This window comes from Paraburkholderia sp. FT54 (assembly GCF_031585635.1).
Classification (GTDB): Bacteria; Pseudomonadota; Gammaproteobacteria; order Burkholderiales; family Burkholderiaceae; genus Paraburkholderia.
The window spans coordinates 2411714-2431583 of record NZ_CP134195.1 but is presented as its reverse complement, the minus strand read 5'-3'; the positions used below and the strand labels follow the sequence as shown (position 1 = coordinate 2431583).

Annotated in this window: 22 protein-coding genes; 14 read left to right on the top strand and 8 right to left on the bottom strand. The window is 63.2% G+C overall.

Annotated features, from left to right (window positions below; all coding sequences use genetic code 11):
* Nucleotides 1-49: 49 nt before the first annotated feature.
* A complete protein-coding gene (gene nodI / locus RI103_RS11315; protein ID WP_310812117.1) occupies nucleotides 50-964 on the bottom strand; it encodes a nodulation factor ABC transporter ATP-binding protein NodI in 915 nt (304 codons plus the stop codon).
* A gap of 288 nt (nucleotides 965-1252) precedes the next feature.
* Here nodI and RI103_RS11310 point away from each other — a divergent pair, with 288 nt between their 5' ends.
* The gene (locus RI103_RS11310) at nucleotides 1253-1717 is read left to right on the top strand and encodes a universal stress protein (protein ID WP_310812116.1); all 465 of its coding nucleotides are present in this window, start codon (nucleotides 1253-1255) and stop codon (nucleotides 1715-1717) included.
* Nucleotides 1718-1870: 153 nt separating this feature from the next.
* Here the strand turns inward: RI103_RS11310 and RI103_RS11305 are convergent, their stop codons facing one another.
* From RI103_RS11305 to lexA, 3 genes are all read right to left on the bottom strand, one after another.
* Nucleotides 1871-2539 carry a DUF2939 domain-containing protein gene (locus tag RI103_RS11305; protein ID WP_310812115.1) on the bottom strand — a complete coding sequence of 223 codons (669 nt, stop codon included), beginning with the start codon at nucleotides 2537-2539 and terminating at the stop codon, nucleotides 1871-1873.
* 118 nt (nucleotides 2540-2657) lie between these two features.
* Nucleotides 2658-3002 (bottom strand): hypothetical protein, encoded by a 345-nt coding sequence (locus RI103_RS11300; RefSeq protein ID WP_310812114.1) that lies wholly within the window; start codon nucleotides 3000-3002, stop codon nucleotides 2658-2660.
* A gap of 72 nt (nucleotides 3003-3074) precedes the next feature.
* Nucleotides 3075-3725 (bottom strand): transcriptional repressor LexA, encoded by a 651-nt coding sequence (gene lexA / locus RI103_RS11295; protein WP_310812113.1) that lies wholly within the window; start codon nucleotides 3723-3725, stop codon nucleotides 3075-3077.
* Between the two features lie 313 nt (nucleotides 3726-4038).
* Between lexA and RI103_RS11290 the strand changes: the two genes are divergently transcribed.
* The 6 genes from RI103_RS11290 to RI103_RS11265 all read left to right on the top strand — a co-directional run bounded on the left by RI103_RS11290 (nucleotide 4039) and on the right by RI103_RS11265 (nucleotide 10358).
* Entirely contained in the window at nucleotides 4039-5079 is a 1041-nt protein-coding gene (locus tag RI103_RS11290) for a sulfate ABC transporter substrate-binding protein (RefSeq protein ID WP_310812112.1), read from the top strand.
* A gap of 150 nt (nucleotides 5080-5229) precedes the next feature.
* Nucleotides 5230-6132, top strand: coding sequence for a sulfate ABC transporter permease subunit CysT (cysT, locus tag RI103_RS11285; RefSeq protein ID WP_310812111.1), 903 nt, complete (start codon nucleotides 5230-5232; stop codon nucleotides 6130-6132).
* Nucleotides 6129-7160 carry a sulfate ABC transporter permease subunit CysW gene (gene cysW / locus RI103_RS11280; RefSeq protein ID WP_310812110.1) on the top strand — a complete coding sequence of 344 codons (1032 nt, stop codon included), beginning with the start codon at nucleotides 6129-6131 and terminating at the stop codon, nucleotides 7158-7160. Before cysT ends, cysW begins: the two co-directional genes overlap by 4 nt.
* Nucleotides 7160-8218 carry a sulfate/molybdate ABC transporter ATP-binding protein gene (locus tag RI103_RS11275; RefSeq protein WP_144143282.1) on the top strand — a complete coding sequence of 353 codons (1059 nt, stop codon included), beginning with the start codon at nucleotides 7160-7162 and terminating at the stop codon, nucleotides 8216-8218. Before cysW ends, RI103_RS11275 begins: the two co-directional genes overlap by 1 nt.
* 93 nt (nucleotides 8219-8311) lie before the next feature.
* Nucleotides 8312-9238, top strand: a complete 927-nt coding sequence (locus RI103_RS11270) for a CysB family HTH-type transcriptional regulator (protein WP_310812109.1) — start codon at nucleotides 8312-8314, stop codon at nucleotides 9236-9238.
* Nucleotides 9239-9314: 76 nt separating this feature from the next.
* Nucleotides 9315-10358, top strand: a complete 1044-nt coding sequence (locus tag RI103_RS11265) for an asparaginase (RefSeq protein ID WP_310812108.1) — start codon at nucleotides 9315-9317, stop codon at nucleotides 10356-10358.
* A 160-nt stretch (nucleotides 10359-10518) separates the two neighbouring features.
* Here RI103_RS11265 and RI103_RS11260 read toward each other — a convergent pair whose 3' ends face one another.
* The 4 genes from RI103_RS11260 to gcl all read right to left on the bottom strand — a co-directional run bounded on the left by RI103_RS11260 (nucleotide 10519) and on the right by gcl (nucleotide 15170).
* Nucleotides 10519-10914, bottom strand: coding sequence for a DUF3597 domain-containing protein (locus RI103_RS11260; protein WP_310812107.1), 396 nt, complete (start codon nucleotides 10912-10914; stop codon nucleotides 10519-10521).
* 556 nt (nucleotides 10915-11470) lie between these two features.
* Nucleotides 11471-12379, bottom strand: a complete 909-nt coding sequence (locus RI103_RS11255; protein ID WP_310812106.1) for a 2-hydroxy-3-oxopropionate reductase — start codon at nucleotides 12377-12379, stop codon at nucleotides 11471-11473.
* Between the two features lie 96 nt (nucleotides 12380-12475).
* Complete coding sequence (hyi, locus tag RI103_RS11250) at nucleotides 12476-13285, bottom strand: hydroxypyruvate isomerase (RefSeq protein WP_310812105.1); 810 nt, start codon at nucleotides 13283-13285, stop codon at nucleotides 12476-12478.
* 109 nt (nucleotides 13286-13394) lie between these two features.
* Complete coding sequence (gene gcl, locus RI103_RS11245) at nucleotides 13395-15170, bottom strand: glyoxylate carboligase (RefSeq protein ID WP_310812104.1); 1776 nt, start codon at nucleotides 15168-15170, stop codon at nucleotides 13395-13397.
* Between the two features lie 157 nt (nucleotides 15171-15327).
* Here gcl and RI103_RS11240 point away from each other — a divergent pair, with 157 nt between their 5' ends.
* From RI103_RS11240 to rplI, 7 genes are all read left to right on the top strand, one after another.
* Complete coding sequence (locus RI103_RS11240) at nucleotides 15328-16242, top strand: LysR family transcriptional regulator (protein WP_310812103.1); 915 nt, start codon at nucleotides 15328-15330, stop codon at nucleotides 16240-16242.
* A gap of 139 nt (nucleotides 16243-16381) precedes the next feature.
* Entirely contained in the window at nucleotides 16382-17116 is a 735-nt protein-coding gene (locus RI103_RS11235) for an RNA polymerase sigma factor (protein WP_310812102.1), read from the top strand.
* Nucleotides 17106-18050 carry a zf-HC2 domain-containing protein gene (locus RI103_RS11230; RefSeq protein WP_310812101.1) on the top strand — a complete coding sequence of 315 codons (945 nt, stop codon included), beginning with the start codon at nucleotides 17106-17108 and terminating at the stop codon, nucleotides 18048-18050. The genes RI103_RS11235 and RI103_RS11230 overlap by 11 nt, the downstream gene beginning before the upstream one ends.
* 282 nt (nucleotides 18051-18332) lie before the next feature.
* Nucleotides 18333-18707 (top strand): 30S ribosomal protein S6, encoded by a 375-nt coding sequence (gene rpsF / locus RI103_RS11225; RefSeq protein ID WP_006048823.1) that lies wholly within the window; start codon nucleotides 18333-18335, stop codon nucleotides 18705-18707.
* A 50-nt stretch (nucleotides 18708-18757) separates the two neighbouring features.
* Nucleotides 18758-19057 (top strand): primosomal replication protein N, encoded by a 300-nt coding sequence (gene priB, locus RI103_RS11220; protein ID WP_310812100.1) that lies wholly within the window; start codon nucleotides 18758-18760, stop codon nucleotides 19055-19057.
* Nucleotides 19058-19059: 2 nt separating this feature from the next.
* Entirely contained in the window at nucleotides 19060-19335 is a 276-nt protein-coding gene (gene rpsR, locus RI103_RS11215) for a 30S ribosomal protein S18 (RefSeq protein WP_007182109.1), read from the top strand.
* Nucleotides 19336-19362: 27 nt separating this feature from the next.
* Nucleotides 19363-19815 (top strand): 50S ribosomal protein L9, encoded by a 453-nt coding sequence (gene rplI, locus RI103_RS11210; RefSeq protein WP_310812099.1) that lies wholly within the window; start codon nucleotides 19363-19365, stop codon nucleotides 19813-19815.
* The last annotated feature ends 55 nt before the right edge of the window (nucleotides 19816-19870 follow it).

The window sequence follows — 19870 nt, the reverse complement described above, 5'->3', positions numbered from 1 at the left end:
TCCTGTTTATAGCGCTAGCGCTGCGTACGATGCCGGTCTCGGTGGGCCTTCAATCCTGCATCTCGCGCCCGGTGAGCCGCAGGAACACATCCTCCAGATTCGCCGGTCGATGCAGATAGCGCAGATCCGCGCGCTGCTTGAGCCGCGCATGCACGGGCTGGGCGTCGTTGACATAGCAGAACAGCGTCTCGCCGCTGATCTCGGTGCGCTCGACAAGCGGCGCCAGTTCATCGCGCAAGGCCACCGGATCGGGTCCGAAGATCTCGATCACATCGCAACCGATCTCGGAAGCGATCAATGCGCTCGGCGCGCCTTCCGCGATCTTGCGCCCTTCCTCGATCACGCACAGCCGGTGGCAGAGCCGTTCGGCTTCTTCCATGAAGTGCGTGGTCAGCAGAATGGTCTTGCCGCGCGCGAGCAACGAGCGCAGCCGCTCCCAGATGAGATGCCGCGCCTGAGGATCGAGGCCGGTGGTCGGCTCGTCCATGATCAGCACGTCGGGGTCGTTGACGAGCGCGCGCGCCAGCGTGAGGCGCCGCTTCATGCCGCCGGACAGCTCGCTCACCCGCGCGTCCGCCTTGCTTTCGAGACGCGCGAATTCGAGCAGCGACGGCACCATCGCACGGCATTGCGCGGCGCTCAAACCGAAGTAGCGGCCGAACACGAGCAGATTCTCGCGCACCGTGAAGTCGGGATCGAGATTGTCGAACTGCGGCACCACGCCGACGCGCGCTCGCGCCACGCGCGCGCGGCCGGGGATCGGCTCGCCGCACAGACGGATCACGCCCGCATCCGGCGCCGCAATGCCGAGCAGCATGCGCAACGTGGTGGTCTTGCCGGCGCCGTTCGGGCCGAGCAGGCCAAAGCATTCGCCGGCGTTGACATGGAACGACAGTCCGTCGACCACTGTTTTCTCGCCGTAGCTTTTTCTGACCTGATGAAATTCGATGGCGGCTTCGGGCATGGATCGAACGAGTCTCCGGGGGAAAAGACGTGAATGACGCGAATGGCCGGGAAGGCCGCCTATTCTAGGGCATCGGCAGGACGGTGTTGGTCCGCGCCCGACAGTCCGTAACGGGTTTTAGTGCACTGCGGCATTGGCATGCGTGCGACCCCGGGCAGCGCGCGCACCTGTTTAGGGCGTCGTTGAGATGCAGTGAGCGCGCAGTTAGCGTTTTCCATCCCTTGCAACCTGAATTGCGGCGCACCATGATTAATTCAGATCGCGCGTCCCGCGCGAAGGGAGAAAATCATGGCGAGCTACCAGAAGATCCTGCTGTGCTACGACGGCTCGCGCGAAGGCCGCAAAGCACTACGCTGCGGCGCCGACCTGGCGTTGGATCTGAAAGCGGAAACGCACTTGTTGTCGGTGGTCGACATGCGTTCGAGTATCGCGCAAAGCGCGGGCCTGCTGACCGATGTGGCGTGCGGCAGTTTCGAGAAGACCGCACGCGACATCCTGCAGGAAGGCGTGGACTGGCTCACCGAGCGAGGCGTTACCGCACAGGGGCATTTCGCATTCGGTCATCCGATCGACGAGATCGCGAACCTCGCCAATGAATTGCATGTCGACCTGGTCGTGGTCGGCCACCGCTGCCGCACGGGTTTGTCGCGCTGGTGGATGGGTGCGGGCAATACGCCGCTACTCGACCGTGTCTCGTGCAGCATTCTGGTGGCCTGTTCTTCCGCGCAGGAACAGCAGCAAGTGGCGGCTTGACGGGTGGTGGTCGTTTGCAGCGCGGCTGACTAATGGCCTCGGCCTGACGACATTGGGCGGGTGGCTTTGACGTCGCAATGGAGTCGTCGCACGACTCTCCGGGAATTGGCGCGGCCAGATGATGCCGCGCCAAACAAAGCGGACGTCCCGTGATCACTCGTTAAGGTTGACCGCGGCCAGCTTCCAGGTAAATGCACCCTCGCGCTGAAAAATCGCCGAGTAATGCGCGTCGCCGGCGCCATGCTGGTAGGTGACCACGAACTCGTTGATGCCGCGATAGCCCGCCGTGGTTTGCGGCGGTTGTGGTGGCGCGGCGTTGGCATTGCCATTGGGTGCGTTGCCGGCCGTGGGCGCTGCCGGCGCTGGCGCGGGCGAAGTCGCAGCGGCGTCCGGCGGATTGTTCGCGGCGGGCGGCGCGGGCGGCCGCTCGCCCGGATCGCCGCGCGGCGGCATGCCGTTCAGCAAGGCCGCCACGCCGTCCGGTGTGGCATAGGCATCCACGAGCGGACCAATCAACGCGACGCCGATCATCGCGCCAATCGCGGCCAACGGATTCCCGTTGCCATGCGCGTCAAGCCGGCGCGTCAGCAAGCCGGCGACCTGCTGCTTCAGGCTCTCACGCAATGCGGGGAAATCAACGTATTGATTGACGGTTTGCGCGTCGCGCGCGTCGGCAGCGCGTTTGAGATTGTTCAGCGCGATGTACGGTGACGCGTAAGCGAACCCCAGCGCGGCGATGACTACAATCACGATCAGCGTGATGATCAGCGGCCGGGTAGCACCGCCCTTGGTGCCGCTTTTGGTAAGTTGCGGAACTGCCATCGAGTGAGACTCTCCATCAGGTGTGATCTAACGTGGACCGCGGCCACGCGAAAACGATCCCACGCAATGCAATCTCTTGCCGTCCGGTTCAAGACTCGCCGAGTGCCATCAAGACAGATCAAGACTCGAATACCGCGCCATGCACGTTGGCCTCGTCGGCGATGCAGCGGTCGATCATGCGGCATACGGCTTCCATCGTGCCGACCATGATGAGACGCGACGGTCCGTGATAAACACGCACCGGTGCGCGACGCGCCGGTTCAGCCGTATTCAAACCCGAATTCAACGACACGCGGGCAAACGCCGGCAACGACGACGGCAGGCTCGGCACAGCGTCGGGCGAATCGAACAGCGACGGCGTGCTGAGCGTGGCCGCCTCGATCAATGAGCAGGGTACCAGCTTGCGAAGATGGCGCAGACGACCGAACTGGCGAAAGGGCAGCAGGCGGGCAAGACGTTCCATGAGACTCTCCAGACAATGCAGCGTTGATGCGGCGTTGGCGCGGCGTTTTATTTTGTCGAACGAGCGGGAGGGTCAAAACTCGCCGGGGCGAATGAGCCCCACGGCGATGCCTTCCAGCGCGAACTCCGCACTGCCGGTTTCAACGAAGATGTTTTCGTAATCGGGGTTCTCGGCGATCAGTTCGAGCCCGTTCGGCCGGCGCTTCAGGCGCTTGACCGTGACGTCGTCGCCCAGCCGGGCAATGATGATCTGGCCGTCTTTGGCTTCGCTGCGCTTTTGCACCGCGAGCAGGTCGCCGTCGAAGATGCCCGCGTCGCGCATGGACAGTCCGCGCACCTTGAGCAGGTAATCGGGCTTGCTCGAGAACAGCGCCGGGTCGCACGCGTAGTGCTGCGAGATATGTTCCTGCGCGAGAATCGGACTGCCCGCGGCCACCCGTCCGATCAGCGGCAGCGACAGTTGCATGATGCTGGCGTGCGGCAACGTGAACTGGTACGGCGAATCTTCCGGGCCGGCCAGCAGGCGAATGCCGCGCGACGCGCCGGCCGCGAGTTCGATCACGCCCTTGCGAGCGAGCGCGCGCAGATGCTCTTCTGCCGAGTTGGCCGAGCTGAAACCCAGCTCGGCGGCGATCTCCGCGCGGGTGGGCGGAAAGCCGGTGCGTTCGATAGCCCGGCGGATCAGATCGAAAACCTGCTGCTGTCGTGCGGTGAGTTTGGTCATGGCGCCACTGTATGTATGAACAGGTGACTGTATTTTTATACAGTATTCGGCGCAATTCAAGCTTTACTTTAAGTTCGCGGTGAAGGACGGCGTTCGAGCGTCGTCAAGCGACGCTTGAACACCCGTTTTCATGCCGCAACGCCTTATCTAGCTGTCATTACCACTTTTGCGTATTAAAGAATGAAGAAACATTATTTTTAATGATGAAAGCCCTTCGATAGACTGGCCTCCAGTTGACGTTCATGTGCACGTGACCGCGACGCAATAAGACACCACACGCTGTTTCAGCGGACACAACGCGGAGAAAGTTGACATGAATCACCAAGGTACGGGGCTGGCAGGCAGGACGAAGAAACTGATCGCGGCGCTCGCGTTGGGCGCGGCGAGCGCGCTCGGCGTGATGGCGCAGGCGCATGCCGCCGACACGACGCTGCTGAATGTCTCCTACGACCCGACGCGCGAGCTGTATCAGGAGGTCAATCAGGCGTTCGGCAAGGAATGGAAGGCGAAGACGGGTGAGACGATCACCTTCAAGCAGTCGCACGGCGGCTCGGGCGCCCAGGCGCGCTCGGTGCTCGACGGCCTGCAGGCCGACGTCGTGACGCTCGCGCTCGCTTACGACATCGACGCGCTGGCCAACAAGGGTTTGCTGGACAAGGGCTGGCAAAAGCGTTTGCCGGATAACGCGTCGCCGTACACGTCGACGATCGTGTTTCTGGTGCGCAAGGGCAACCCGAAGCACATCAAGGATTGGGACGATCTGACCAGGCCGGGCGTGTCCATCGTCACGCCGAATCCGAAGACATCGGGCGGCGCGCGCTGGAACTACCTCGCGGCGTGGGCGTATGCGGAGCATCAACCGGGCGGCAATGACCAGAAGGCCAAGGAATTCGTCGGCAAGCTCTACAAGAATGCCGGCGTGCTGGATTCGGGCGCGCGCGGCGCGACCACCAGCTTCGTGCAACGCGGTATCGGCGACGTGCTGATCGCATGGGAAAACGAAGCGTTCCTGTCGCTGAAGGAGTTCGGTCCGGACAAGTTCGAGATCGTGGTGCCGTCGGTCAGCATTCTGGCGGAGCCGCCGGTGGCGGTGGTGGACAAGGTGGTCGACAAGCACGGCACGCGCAAGCTGGCCGAGGCGTATCTGAACTTTCTGTATAGCGAGCAGGGCCAGGAGATCGCGGCGAAGAACTTCTACCGTCCGCGTTCGAACAAGGTGCCGGCCGAGCTGACCGCCAAGTTTCCGAAGCTGAAGCTGTACACCGTGGACGATTCGTTCGGCGGCTGGGCCAACGCGCAGAAGACGCACTTTGCCGACGGCGGCGTGTTCGATTCGATCTATCAACCGCAGTAACGCACAGGCACGAACAGGCCTCTGCCGTCACCGGCGTTGGCAAGAAAACGGCGCGGCAACGCGTCACTCCCGAGCGCGCCCATGGGCGCGCTTTTGGCCGCCGGGCCCGGCGACCGGCAACACGAGCATCAACCTGAACGAGTAACGAGCATGACGACGTTGACTTTCCGAAAACCGAGCGCGTTGCCCGGTTTTGGCCTGACACTCGGCATCACGGTGGCTTATCTGAGCCTCGTGGTGCTGATTCCGCTTGCGGCGACCTTTCTCAAGACAGCGACGCTCGACTGGAGCCAGTTCGTGCGGGCGGTGAGCTCGCCACGCGTGCTCGCGTCGTATCGCCTGACGTTCTTTTCCGCGCTCGGCGGCGCGCTGATCAACGCGGTGTTCGGCTTTCTGGTCGCGTGGGTGCTGGTGCGCTACACGTTTCCGTTCAAGCGCATCGTCGATGCCGTGGTCGATCTGCCGTTCGCGCTGCCCACCTCGGTCGCCGGCATTTCGCTCGCGGCCGTGTACGCGGGTAACGGCTGGATCGGGCAGTTCCTCGAACCGCTCGGCCTGAAGATCGCGTTCACGCCGGCGGGCGTGCTGGTCGCGCTGACCTTCATCGGTTTGCCGTTCGTCGTGCGCACGGTGCAGCCGGTGCTCGAAGAGTTCGAGCGCGAACAGGAAGAGGCGGCTGCGTGCCTGGGCGCCTCGCGCTGGCTGACGTTTCGCCGTGTGGTGTTGCCGGCGGTGTTTCCGGCTTTGCTGACGGGTTTCGCGCTGGCTTTCGCGCGCGCGCTCGGCGAGTACGGTTCGGTGATCTTCATCGCCGGCAATGTGCCGATGAAGTCGGAGATCACGTCGCTGCTCATCATCACCAAGCTCGAACAATACGACTATGCGGGCGCGACGGCGCTGGCGGTGGTGATGCTGGTCGTGTCGTTCCTGATGCTGCTCTTCATCAATACCTTGCAGTGGTTTTTGCAGCGCCGCACTAGCCGTGGCGGAGCGGGTCCGGCGCCTGCCGTTGCGAGTGTCGCCGCGATTGGTGTCGGCGGAGGTGCGCAATGAGCCGCGACTCCGTGAAGAATGCAGGTGCATCAGCCGCTGCCGTAGCCGTGGCGCCGCGCGCGCCGCTGAACGTTGCGCGCCGGCCCGATCCGGTCACCGAACCGCCCGTCGTGCGCTGGATCCTGACCGGCGTCGCGCTGCTGTTTCTCGCGCTGTTTCTCGTGGTGCCGCTCGTCGCTGTGTTCTATCAGGCATTGAACAAGGGGCTCGGTTTCTATCTGGAATCGCTCGCCGATCCGGACGCGCTCTCGGCGATCAAGCTCACCGTGATCACCGCCGCGATCGCGGTGCCGCTGAACCTCGTATTCGGTCTCGCGGCTTCATGGTGTATCGCCAAGTTCGATTTCCGCGGCAAGGCGTTGCTGACCACGCTGATCGATCTGCCGTTCTCGGTGTCGCCGGTGATCTCCGGTTTGATTTATGTGCTGATGTTCGGCGCGCAGGGCTGGTTCGGCCCGTGGCTGCAGGACCACAACGTGCAGATCATTTTCGCGGTGCCGGGCATCGTGATGGCGACGATCTTCGTGACATTCCCATTCGTCGCGCGTGAACTGATTCCGCTGATGCAGGCACAAGGCAACGACGAAGAAGAAGCCGCGCATGTGCTCGGCGCGTCGGGCTGGCAGATTTTCCGCCGCGTCACGCTGCCCAACGTCAAATGGGGCCTGCTGTACGGCGTGATTCTGTGCAACGCGCGGGCGATGGGCGAGTTCGGCGCGGTGTCGGTGGTGTCGGGCCATATTCGCGGCCAGACCGACACGATGCCGCTGCACGTCGAAATTCTCTACAACGAATACAACTTCTCGGCGGCATTCGCCGTGGCGTCGGTGCTGGCTCTGCTCGCACTCGTGACGCTCGGCCTGAAGCTGCTCGCCGAGCGCCATATGTCGGCGGAACTGTCGGCCGCGCGCGATGTGCCCGCGTACGCCGGTCCCGTCACGCCGGCAGCCATTGCAGCACCGGCAACGCAATCAACGCACGCAACGCATGCATCGCAGCAACACCCGCTCAAGCAAGGAGAGCTGTAATGGGTATCACCGTTCGTAACCTGCAGAAGCGCTTCGGCGATTTCGTCGCGCTCGATAACGTCTCACTCGACTTTCCGCCGGGCGAACTGGTTGCGCTGCTCGGGCCGTCGGGTTGTGGCAAGACGACCTTGCTGCGCGTGATCGCCGGACTCGAATACGCGGACGGCGGCCAGGTCGTGCTGCAAGGCCAGGACGTGGCGACGGTCGGCGCACGCGAGCGGGAAGTGGGCTTCGTGTTCCAGCATTACGCGCTGTTCCGCCATATGACGGTGTTCGAGAACGTGGCGTTCGGCTTGCGGGTGAAACCGCGCAAGGAGCGTCCCTCGGAAGCGGTGATTCGCGAGAAGGTGCATGAACTGCTCAAGCTCGTGCAACTCGACTGGCTCGCGCAACGCTATCCGTCGGAATTGTCGGGCGGCCAGCGGCAACGAATCGCGCTTGCGCGCGCGTTGGCCGTCGAACCGAAAGTGCTGCTGCTCGACGAACCGTTCGGCGCGCTGGATGCGAAAGTGCGCAAGGAACTGCGCAGCTGGCTGCGGCGTCTGCACGACGATCTGCATATCTCGACGATTTTCGTCACACACGATCAGGAAGAAGCGCTCGAAGTGGCCGACCGTATCGTCGTGCTCAATCGCGGGCATGTCGAACAGGTGGGCAGTCCGCAGGACGTGTACGATCATCCGCAGACTTCGTTCGTCTACGAGTTTCTCGGCGCGGCCAACCGTCTGCATGGCAAGGTCGATGCGAGCGGTTTCGTGGTGGACGGCGCGGCGCTGCCGGTCTCGATCAAGGCCGATTTCAGCGGCCCCGCGTTTGCCTATGTGCGTCCGCACGATCTGCAGTTGTATCCGCAGGCGTCGGGCCATCGCGAGGGCATCGTCGTCGACGTGCGGCGCGTGGTGACGCTGGGCGGCTCGGTGCGGGTCGAACTCGCGGGCCGCGAGGGCAACCTGCTCGAAGCCGAACTCGATCGCGAAGCGTGGCGCGATCTGCAGCTCTCGATCGGCGACGGCGTGACGGCGGTGCCGCGTGCTTTACGCGTGTTCCCGGCGCAGTAAGCGCGGTCGAACGCGTAGCAACTTGCACCAACACGACTCGGTGTTTCAAGCAAACTCAAATAACTCAACTCTGGCTGAACCGGAGACATCAAGATGAATTTTCAGCAATTGCGCTTCGTGCGCGAAGCCGTGCGTCAGAACATGAATCTGACCGAAGTGGCGAACGTGCTGTACACGTCGCAGTCGGGCGTATCGAAGCAGATCAAGGATCTGGAGGACGAACTCGGCGTCGACATTTTCATTCGACGCGGCAAGCGTCTGACGGGCCTCACCGAGCCGGGCAAGGCGGTGCATCAGCTGATCGAACGGATGCTGCTCGATGCCGAGAATCTGCGGCGCGTCGCGCGCCAGTACGCTGACCAGGATAGCGGCCACCTCGTCGTGGCGACCACCCACACGCAGGCGCGCTACGCGTTGCCGAAGGTGATCCGTCAGTTCACCGAGGTGTTCCCGAAAGTGCATCTGGCGCTGCGTCAGGGCAGTCCGCAACAGATCGCGCAGATGATCATCAACGGCGAAGCGGACATCGGCATCTCCACCGAAGCGCTCGACCGCTTCCCGGATATCGTCACGTTCCCGTGCTATTCGTGGCATCACGTCGTGGTCGTGCCGAAGGATCATCCGCTGGTGGGCCGCCCGAATCTGACGCTCGACGAGGTCGCCGAATTCCCGATCGTCACTTACGACCAGGATTTCACGGGCCGCTCGCATATCGATCAGGCGTTCGCGAAAGCGGGCGCGTTGCCCGACGTCGTGCTGACCGCGATCGACGCCGACGTGATCAAGACTTACGTCGAACTCGGCATGGGCATCGGCGTGGTCGCGGCGATGGCCTACGATCCGAAGCGCGACACGGAACTGGTCGCACTCGACACGCAGCATCTGTTCGAAGCGAGCACGACGCGGGTCGGTTTGCGCAAGGGTGCGTTCCTGCGCGCGTACGCGTACCGGTTGATCGAGATGTTCGCGCCGCAATTGAACGAAGCGGATATCGCCGCGCAGTTGCGCGAAGCGGTTTGAGAATGGGGCGGGCCGTTGACGGCCATTTGTTTTTCCACGCGTGGCGGCGCGCGGCGCATCGCTTACAATCGCCGCCATGAATACTTCGACTTCTTCTTCCGCTATACCTTCAGACGAAGGCGCCACGCCGCCGCTGCCGCGCATCGTCGTCCTGGCGACCGGCGGCACGATTGCCGGGGCGGCCGCGAGCGCTACCAACACATCCGGTTATCAGGCCGGTGTGATCGGCGTCGAGCAATTGCTGGCCGCGGTGCCGGCCTTGTCCACGGTGGCGCGAATCGAGCGCGAGCAGATTGCGAGCGTCGACAGCAAGGACATGGCCATGCCGCTGTGGACCACGCTCGCGCAACGCATCAACACGCTGCTTGCCACCGACGACATCGACGGTGTGGTGGTCACGCACGGCACCGACACGCTCGAAGAAACCGCTTACCTGCTGCATCTGACCGTCAAGTCAGACAAGCCGGTCGTGTTGACGGCGGCCATGCGCCCGGCCTCGGCGCTGTCCGCCGACGGTCCGCTGAATCTGCTGAACGCGGTGACGGTCGCGGCGCACGCAGCCTCGCGCGGGCAGGGCGTGCTGGTGGCCTTCAACAACAGGATTCATAGCGCGCGCGACGTGGTCAAGACGAGTACCTACGCGGTCGATGCGTTTCAATCGCCCGAGATCGGCGCTCTCGGCTGGGTGCAGGACGGCCGCGTCGAATTCCAGCGCAGCGTGATGCGTCCGCATACGCTCGCCACCGAATTCGTGATCGGCGCGAAGTGGCCGCATGTGGAGATCGTCGTGAGCTACGCGGGCGTTTCGCGGATTGCCGTGGATGCGTTGGTGGCCGCCGGTGTACGCGGTATTGTCGTGGCGGGCACGGGCAATGGTTCGATTCACGCCTCGATGCAGCAGGCGCTGGCTGATGCCGCTTCGCAAGGCGTCGCGGTGGTGCGTGCGTCGCGCGTGGGTTCGGGGCATGTGATGCGCAACGGCGCGGCCGCCGACGACGCGCTCGGCTTCGTCAGCGCGGGTTCGCTGAATCCGTACAAGGCGCGCGTGCTGCTGATGCTGGCGTTGGCCGCGGGTGGCACGGGGCCGGTGGTGTTGCAGAAGTTCTTCGATACGTACTGACCGATTCAGCGCGGACAGGCCAGGTTCAAAGTCAGAACCGTGTCCCGCTCATGAAGCTTGAATGACAACGCGGCGCCCAGGTGATCGACCGGAGCGCCGCGTTGTCGTTTCTGCTTGAGGCTTACCGCTATCGCCGCGACGAAGCGGCGTCGGCAAGCAGTCAGTTCGCCAGATCCGGCGGCAGCTTGCCGCCGTTCGCCGCCAGCGCCTGCATGACCTGCTTGTGCAGCCAGATGTTCATGCTCGCCGAATCGTTCGTGTCGCCGCTGTACTTCAGCTCCTTGGCGAGCTCCTTGCGATGATCGAGGCTGCTGTCCACGCCGAGCGCTTTGAGCGTGTCGACGATCGACGTGCGCCAGTTCAACGTTTGACCGCTCTCGCTCACGAACTGGTCCATGATGGCAGCGACGTCGACATCGGCCAGCGGCGCGGGCGCCGGCGCAGCCGCGGCAGCTTGCGCCGCTGCCGGATCCGGTGTTGCCTCAACCGCGGGAGCAGGCTGGTCGGGCTTCGCTTTGCCGAAGAGCTTGTTGACGATGGTACCGAAGATGCTCATTCTGAGTCCTTTGCAGATGGGTTACTGGCGCAAGCACGTTCCGCTTACGGGTTGAACACTGATTGGGAATCGGGCGAATGACGCAGAGGACATGCGTTGCCTTGATCGGCAAGCCGCACTTGAACGCTGACCCGCCCGCAACCAGACTCAACGAGTGTAGGAGAAAAGCGCGGACCGATGTGTCAAAAAAGGTCGAGCAAAGGGGACGGAGTTGCAAGCAAATGCAAGCGGACTTGCGAGCACGCGCACGAGGGGAGCCGCAAAGAGAGATGCTGGTGGGCGGCGTGCCTGATGCACCCGCTGCGAGAGTTTGGCCGAAAAAGCATAAGCATCGTTAAACATGAAATCCGACAGCCGGACACCCGACGACGACGTCTGACCGACCAAGGCTTCCCCGGCGCCGCCGGGTGCCGCTGCGGACCCCACTTACCGCTCTCAGCCCAGAGCGGCACGATTTGCCCGTTCCGCCGTGCATGCCGCACGACGAACCGGGCGCCCCACCTGCGACTGTCATGACGTTGATATCGCAACGATCAGGGCAGTCCCTATCACTTCCTTAAGCGGCCTTGGCTTCGCTACCCGGCGCTTGCGCGACTTCGTAGTTCGCCATGATTTCGAGCGCGCGCACCATCGCCGAGTGATCCCATGCCTTGCCGCCGTTCGCCGCGCACACGCTGAACAGTTGTTGCGCGCTCGCCGTATGCGGCAGGGCGATACCGAGCTTGCGCGCGCCGTCGAGTGCGAGATTCAGATCCTTCTGGTGCAGTTCGATGCGGAAGCCCGGATCGAACTTGCGCTTGGTCATGCGCTCGCCGTGCACTTCCAGAATGCGCGACGATGCGAAGCCACCCATCAACGCCTTGCGCACACGTTCCGGATCGGCGCCCGAGCGCGACGCGAACAGCAGCGCTTCGGCCACGGCTTCGATGTTCAGCGCGACGATGATCTGGTTCGCGACCTTGCAGGTTTGACCCGCGCCGTTCTCGCCGATCAGCGAGATGTTCTTGCCCATCAGTTCGAACAGCGGCTTCGCCGTGGCGAACGCTTTTTCCGGGCCGCCCACCATGATCGTCAACGACGCTTCACGTGCACCGACTTCGCCACCGGAGACCGGCGCGTCCAGGTAGTCCACGCCTAGCGCGTTGATCTTCTTCGCGAACGCTTGCGTGTCGAGCGGCGAGATCGAGCTCATGTCGATCACGAGCTTGCCCTTCGTGAGGCCGGCGGCGACGCCGTCGTCGGCGAACAGCACGTTGGCGACATCAGGCGTGTCCGGCACCATGATGATGACGATGTCGGCGGCCTGCGCGACAGCGGTCGAATCGGCGACAACGCTCGTCGTCTTGCTCAGATCTTCCGGCACCGGGTACGCGCCAGTCACGAACAGCGAGTGGCCGCCCTTGATGAGGTTGCGCGCCATGTGCGCGCCCATGATGCCGAGGCCGATGAAACCGATCTTTGCCATGTGTCTAAATCTCCAGTGTTGTTTGGTGTCCCGCAAGAGGACGTTCTTCGGGACGGGAAGCGCCTGATCCGAGCGATCAATGAAGCAAGGCGGCGCTCAGGCGGCGGCCTGCGCCGCGCCGCGGCTTTGCCCGGCCACGCTCTGCACCCAGCCGAGGCCGGCGGTGGTCGTCGTGCGCGGTTTGTATTCGCAGCCGACGTAGCCGTCATAGCCGAGCGAGTCGAGCAGATCGAACAGGAACGGGTAGTTGATTTCGCCGGTGCCCGGTTCGTTGCGGCCGGGGTTGTCGGCGAGCTGGATGTGTGCGATCTGCGGCAGGTTCTTCTTGATGGTCGCCGCGAGTTCGCCTTCCATCCGTTGCATGTGATAGATGTCGTATTGCAGGAACAGATTGTCCGAACCGACGGCGCGAATCACGTCGAGGCCTTCGCCCGAACGGTTCAGTGCGAAGCCCGGAATATCGTAGGAGTTGCACGGCTCGACCAGCAGCTTGATGCCGACCTTCTTCAGTTCGCCGGCGGCAAAACCCAGGTTGTCGACGATCGTCGAGCGTGCCTTGTCCGCATCCACGCCGGCCGTCGGAATGCCGACGAGGCAATTCAGTTGCGGCACCTTCAGTGCTTTCGCGTATTCGATCGCGCGGCCCACGCCTTCCTGGAACTCGCTCACGCGATCCGGCAAGCACGCAATGCCGCGTTCGCCCGCTTCCCAGTTGCCGGCGGGCAGGTTGTGCAGCACCAGCTTCAGGCGGTTCTGCTGCAGACGTTCGCTCAACTCAGCGATCTGAAACGGATACGGAAACAGGAATTCGACGGCTTGAAAGCCCGCGTCCGCCGCAGCCGAAAAGCGGTCGAGGAACGGGACTTCGTTGAATAGCATGGTGAGATTCGCTGCGAATTTCGGCATGGTGCGTCTGTCTCTCTGGTCGGTCAGTGGGATAATTTTCGTGAGGCGGTTCGGAGTTGCTGAACCGCGCTCACGTAATGCTCATTTTTTAATGCATCAGTCGACTTGCTTAGTCGAGCATACTGATCGCGGTCGGTGCGTCTTCGCGCTTCGCGGCCAGCTCTTCGAACTCGTTGATCGCGTCGATCTCGGTGCCCATCGAGATATTGGTCACACGTTCCAGAATCACTTCCACGATCACCGGCACGTTGAACTCGGAGAGCATCGACTGCGCCTTCAACAGCGCGGGCTTCAGTTCTTCCGGCTTGAACACGCGGATCGCCTTGCAACCCAAACCTTCCGCGACGGCGACGTGATCCACGCCATAGCCGTTGGTTTCCGGCGAGTTGATGTTCTCGAAACCGAGCTGCACGCAGAAGTCCATGTCGAACGCGCGCTGTGCCTGGCGGATCAGGCCGAGGTACGAGTTGTTCACCACCACATGCACGTACGGCAGTTTGAATTGCGCACCGGCTGCCAGCTCTTCGATCATGAACTGGAAGTCGTAGTCGCCCGAGAGCGCCACGATCTGCCGTTGCGGATCAGCCGCACGCACGCCGAGCGCTGCCGGGATCGTCCAGCCGAGCGGGCCGGCCTGGCCGCAGTTGATCCAGTTGCGCGCCTTGTAGACGTGCAGGAACTGCGCGCCGGCGATCTGCGAGAGACCGATCGTGCTCACATAGCACGTGTCGCGGCCGAATACCTGGTTCATCTCTTCGTAGACGCGCTGCGGCTTCATCGGCACGTTGTCGAAGTGCGTCTTGCGCAGCATCGTCTTCTTGCGTTGCTGGCAGTCGCCGACCCATGCGCCGCGGTCTTTCAGCTTGCCCGCGGCCTTCCATTCCTGCGCCACTTCGACGAACAGTTCGAGCGCGGCCTTCGCGTCCGACACGATGCCGAGATCCGGGCCGAACACGCGGCCGATCTGCGTCGGCTCGATGTCGACGTGCACGAACTTGCGGCCCTTCGTATAAACCTCGATGCTGCCCGTGTGACGGTTCGCCCAGCGGTTGCCGATGCCGAGCACGAAGTCGGAGGCGAGCATGGTCGCGTTGCCGTAGCGGTGCGAAGTTTGCAGACCGACCATGCCGGCCATCAGCGGATGGTCGTCGGGAATCGCGCCCCACGACATCAGCGTCGGGATGACCGGCACGCCGACGGTTTCAGCGAACGTGACGAGCAGGTCTTCAGCGGCTGCGTTCAGCACGCCGCCACCCGAGACGATCAGCGGCTTCTCCGAATTGTTCAGCAACGTGAGCGCGGCTTCGATCTGTTTGCGCGTCGCTTTCGGCTTGTAGACCGGCAGCGGTTCGTACGTGTCGATGTCGAATTCGATTTCGGCGAGCTGCACGTCGATCGGCAAATCGACCAGCACCGGCCCCGGACGGCCCGAACGCATCAGGTGGAAAGCCTGCTGGAATACGCGCGGCACCAAGGCCGGTTCACGCACGGTGACGGCCCACTTGGTGACGGGCTTGGCGATCGATTCGATATCGACGGCCTGGAAGTCTTCCTTGTACAGACGCGCGCGCGGCGCCTGGCCCGTGATAGCGAGAATAGGAATGGAGTCGGCCTGAGCCGAGTACAAACCGGTGATCATGTCGGTGCCCGCGGGGCCCGAGGTGCCGATGCACACGCCGATGTTGCCCGGTTGAGCGCGCGTATAGCCTTCGGCCATATGCGACGCGCCTTCGACGTGGCGGGCCAGCACGTGGCTGATGTTGCCCGCCTTGCGCATGGCCGAGTAGAACGGGTTGATCGCTGCGCCCGGAACGCCGAATGCGGTGTCGATGCCTTCTTTTTCGAGCACCAGCACGGCTGCGTCGACGGCTCTCATCTTGGCCATGAATGTCTCCTGAATGTCTGGGAATGGGCGAATTAAACGTGTTGAGTGCACTTTAGGCTTGACCTAAAGGTTTGATAAGATCAGTCCGGGTCGCTTATTTCGAAACAAAAAGTATGGAATGGCCCGCAGCCCGGCGCCCCGCCAGGAGGAGACAGAAATGGATCGCTTCAAACAGATCGAAACGTTCGTGCGCGTTGCGGACGCCGGCAGCCTGGCTGCGGCCGCGATGGAGGAGGGCGTGTCGCCGGTGATTCTCGGCCGCCGCATCGATGCGCTGGAAAAGCGCCTTGGCGTGAAACTGATGTATCGCTCGACGCGCCGGCTGGTGGTCAGCGAAGACGGCGCCGCGTTTCTGGAGCGCTGCCGCGGTCTGCTGACCGAATGGGATCAGGCGGAAAACGAACTGAGCGCCGGGCGGCGCGCGGTCAACGGCCATCTGATCGTGTCGGCGCCGGCTGCGTTCGGACGCAAGCACGTCGCGCCGCTCGCGCCGGCGTTTCTCGCCGACAAGCCGGAATTGCAGGTGTCGTTCAATCTGACCGACCGGGTGGTGGATCTGGTGCGCGAGGGTTATGACCTGTCGATCCGCATCGGCGGGACAGTCGATCCGAATTTCGTGGCGGTCAAGCTGGCGTCGAACCGGCGCGTGGTGTGTGGCACGCCTGAGTATTTCCGCCGGCACGGCAAGCCGAAGAGTCTCGAGGATCTGCCGCAGCACAACTGTCTCGCGTTCAATCTGCAGGGCGGACAGAACCGCGGCTGGTACTTCCGCCGCAACGGCAAGCTGGCGACGGTGCGGGTGGGCGGCACCCTCGACTGCAACGACGGCGAATTGCTGCACCGCTGGGTGTCGGAAGGACTCGGGCTCGGCTGGCGCTCTACGTGGGAGATCCAGCAGCAACTGGCGCGCGGCGAGCTGGAAACCGTGCTCGACGAGTTCGCGCTACCCGATTACGACATTCTCGCGGTCTATCCGCAGCAGCGGTATGTGCCGGCCAAGGTGCGGTACTTCATCGACTATCTTAAGGAGGTGTACGCCAGCGAGGATTACTGGAATCGCCCGGCTTACTAGCCGAAGCCGGCGGCCCGGCCTGATTTTTTGCGGATTCCGCGCGGCGTCGGGAATAAACTCGGCAGATGCCCGGTCATGTGCTGTAGAGAGTGTCACGACGAGCTCCATCGCATAGCCCGCAATGCCCTGGAGGGCCGAGGTGGTCCAGACCGATTCAGAACCTGTCCGCGCGCACGGCGAGTCCGAAGCAGCGAGGAGCCGGCGCTTTCAGCAGATGGTGCTGCCGCACCTCGATGCCGCGTACAACCTTGCGCGCTGGTTGTGCGGTAACGCCAGCGACGCCGACGATGTCGTGCAGGAAGCCTTCATGCGCGCGTTTCGCTTCTTCGACACCTTTCGCGGCGATTCGGCGCGACCGTGGCTGCTGGCGATCGTGCGCCGCACCTGGTACACGGAATGGCGGCGGCGGGCGTCGTCGCACGAAACGGTCGAGTTCGACGACACCATGGACGACGCCACCTTCGACGGCTGGAGCGTGGGCGGCGCCGACCCGCAGGCTCTCCTGATCCGCGACGAGGATACGAAGCTCGTGCACGAGGCGCTCGCGCAACTGCCGGTCGAATATCGGGAAGTGCTGATGCTGAGGGAACTGGAGGAGATGGGTTATCGGGAGATCGCGGCGGTGGCGGACGTGCCGATCGGCACGGTGATGTCCCGGCTCGCGCGGGGGCGTCGCAAGCTTGCCGCGTTGCTCATGGAGAAACAGGGGGGCGCAACAGCGTCGCACAGGTCGTCGACGTGCGCGGCGCCCGGCCCAGGCAAATCGGCCACGGCGAGCGTGACGCCATTGCGGGCGTCCGCCAACGGCCGGCCACTCAACACGCCAGGCGGCACGGCCGCCGGCAACGCTCAGGAGACGCCAGATGGACTGTAAAGAAGCGCGGCCGCTCCTCGACGCGAACGCCGATCACGAATTGCCCGCACCGGATGCCCGGCGCATTCAGCAGCACATGGAGAGCTGCGCCGACTGCCGGCGCGAGAGCGAGAACCTGCGGGCCTTGAGCGGTGCGCTGCGCGCGGCGCCTTACCATCGTGCGCCGCAGTCGCTGCGCGAGCGGATCGTCGCCGGACTGCCGTCTGTCGACGAACCGGTTGCGGCGGCCGAGGCGCCGGTCGCCAACGTCAGGACGCCACCGCGCGAGCGTGCTCGGCGGGGCTGGCTCGATCGTTGGCTGGACGGCTGGCGCGCCCCGCAAGGCGGCGTCGGCTGGCCGACGGGCGCGGGCGGCCCGGTTGGCTCAGGCGGCGTGTTCGCGCGCGGCTGGCTGACGGTGCTGGTCGTCGCGTTGTGCGCGGTCGCGGCGGGCGTGGCGTTGAACCTGCGCCGGCCGGCGGACTTCGGACCGTTCGCCGACGAACTGGTGGAAAGCCACGTGCGCGCGCAGGTGTCGGGGCGCGACATCGACGTGATTTCGACGGATCGGCATACGGTCAAGCCATGGTTCAACGGCCGGCTCGACTATTCGCCGCCGGTCGAGGATCTGGCGGCGAACGGCTTCGCGCTGGAGGGCGGGCGCCTGGATTACCTCGCGCATCAGCGGGTGGCCGTGCTGGTGTACCGCTACCAGAAGCACGTGATCGACGTGTACGTCTTTCCGCAGACTGGCTCCGGCGGGACAGGCCGCAACACGGATAGCGCGGCACCGGCGACGCTCGGCCGCGAAGGCTACTCGATCGCGCACTGGAACGCGGAAGGCATGACCTGGTGGGCGATTTCAGATGCCGCGCCCGACGCGCTGAAGGGACTGGAAGTGGCACTGAAGGCGCGGCTACAAAGCGGTAGCGAGCGGACGGAAGCCGGCTCGTAGGTTGCAAACGGCGGCCTGGCGGGCCACCAGCCGCCGGACGGTGCGGGTTGGCTGGCTCTTGTGTAACGCGCGAAGACTGACCGCCCGTCTCAGGCTTCCCGGCATGAGATGCTGTCTCAGGCTTTGCTTCGCCGCCGCCTAAACCCTTGAAAACACACCCGATTCGCGCGCCGCATTAACGGGATATCTTGCAACCCGGCCCCAATCGGGTTACACTCTTTGGCTTCTCACTTGCCGCACCGGTTCCGACGCCCGGGTGGCTTTAATCCACAAGGAGTGTGTATGCGTCATTATGAAATCGTCTTTATCGTGCATCCCGATCAGAGCGAGCAAGTGCCCGCCATGATCGAGCGTTACAAGAGCACGATCACCTCGCACGGTGGCCAGATCCACCGTATCGAAGACTGGGGCCGTCGCCAACTGGCCTACATGATCGAGAAACTCGCGAAGGCTCACTACGTCTGCATGAACATCGAATGCGACCAAACCACGCTCGACGAGCTGGAACACGCATTCAAGTTCAACGACGCCGTTCTGCGTCACCTGATCGTCAAGATGAAGAAGGCCGAAACCGGCCCGTCGCCGATGATGAAGGAAGTGCAGCGCGAAGAAGCCAAGAAGTCGGCTGCTACGCAACCGTCCGAAGCGCAGGCTTAAGACACACTATTTAAGCTACCAGACTCAGCGTCGTTCTCGCCAAAGGCTACATGAACCGGCTGCAACTCACGGCCAGCGTCGTCGAACGCGAACCGGTGCGGTATACCCCCGCCGGCGTTCCGATTGCAGGCTGCACGTTGCACCACCGCACGGAAGTCGTCGAAGCCGGGATTGCCCGGCAAGTCGAACTGACCATGCAGGCAGTAGCCGCAGGTGAGGCGAGCGGTAAGCTGGAAGGCTGTCAGATGGGCGTGGAAACGCTCTTCACAGGCTTTCTGGCAAAAAAGCACCGCAACGCAAGAACTCTGGTATTTCACATCACAGCATTGCAGGACATTGGAAAGGACTGAACATGCCCCGCCCGACTGGTAAGAAATTCGACAAGCGTCGTCAGCAACAAAATCCGCTCTTCAAGCGCAAGAAGTTCTGCCGTTTCACGGCCGCTGGCGTCGATCACATCGACTACAAGGACCTCGAAACGCTGAAGGACTTCATCGGCGAAAACGGCAAGATCACGCCGGCGCGTCTCACGGGTACGAAGTCGCACTATCAACGCCAGCTGGACACGGCAATCAAGCGCGCACGCTTCCTCGCGCTGGTGCCGTACACCGACCAGCACAAGGCCTAACCCGACGACGCGATAAGGAGTCTCCGAATGCAAATTATTCTTCTGGAAAAAGTCGTCAATCTGGGCAACCTGGGCGATATCGTGAAGGTCAAGGACGGTTACGCACGTAACTTCCTGATCCCGAACAAGCAAGCTCGCCGTGCAACGAAAGAAGCCCTGGCTGAATTTGAAGTGCGCCGTGCAGAACTCGAAAAAGTCGCCGCTGAAAAGCTGGCTGCGGCCCAAGCCCAAGGCGAAAAGCTGGGTGGCTCGACGGTTCAGATCAATCAGAAAGCTGGCGTCGACGGCCGTCTGTTCGGTTCGGTGACGAACGCGGACATCGCTGAAGCCCTGGTCAAGCAAGGCTTCGCAGTAGAAAAGGCGCAAGTGCGTCTGCCGGAAGGCCCGCTGAAGATGGTTGGCGAGCACGCAGTTCAAGTCTCGCTGCACACTGACGTTCTGGTCGATGTGACGGTGGCTGTGATCGGCGAACACGTCTAAGCACCAAATAGCATCTGCCAGGAGGTTGCTGGCAAAAGGCAGGGGCCGGGTAACC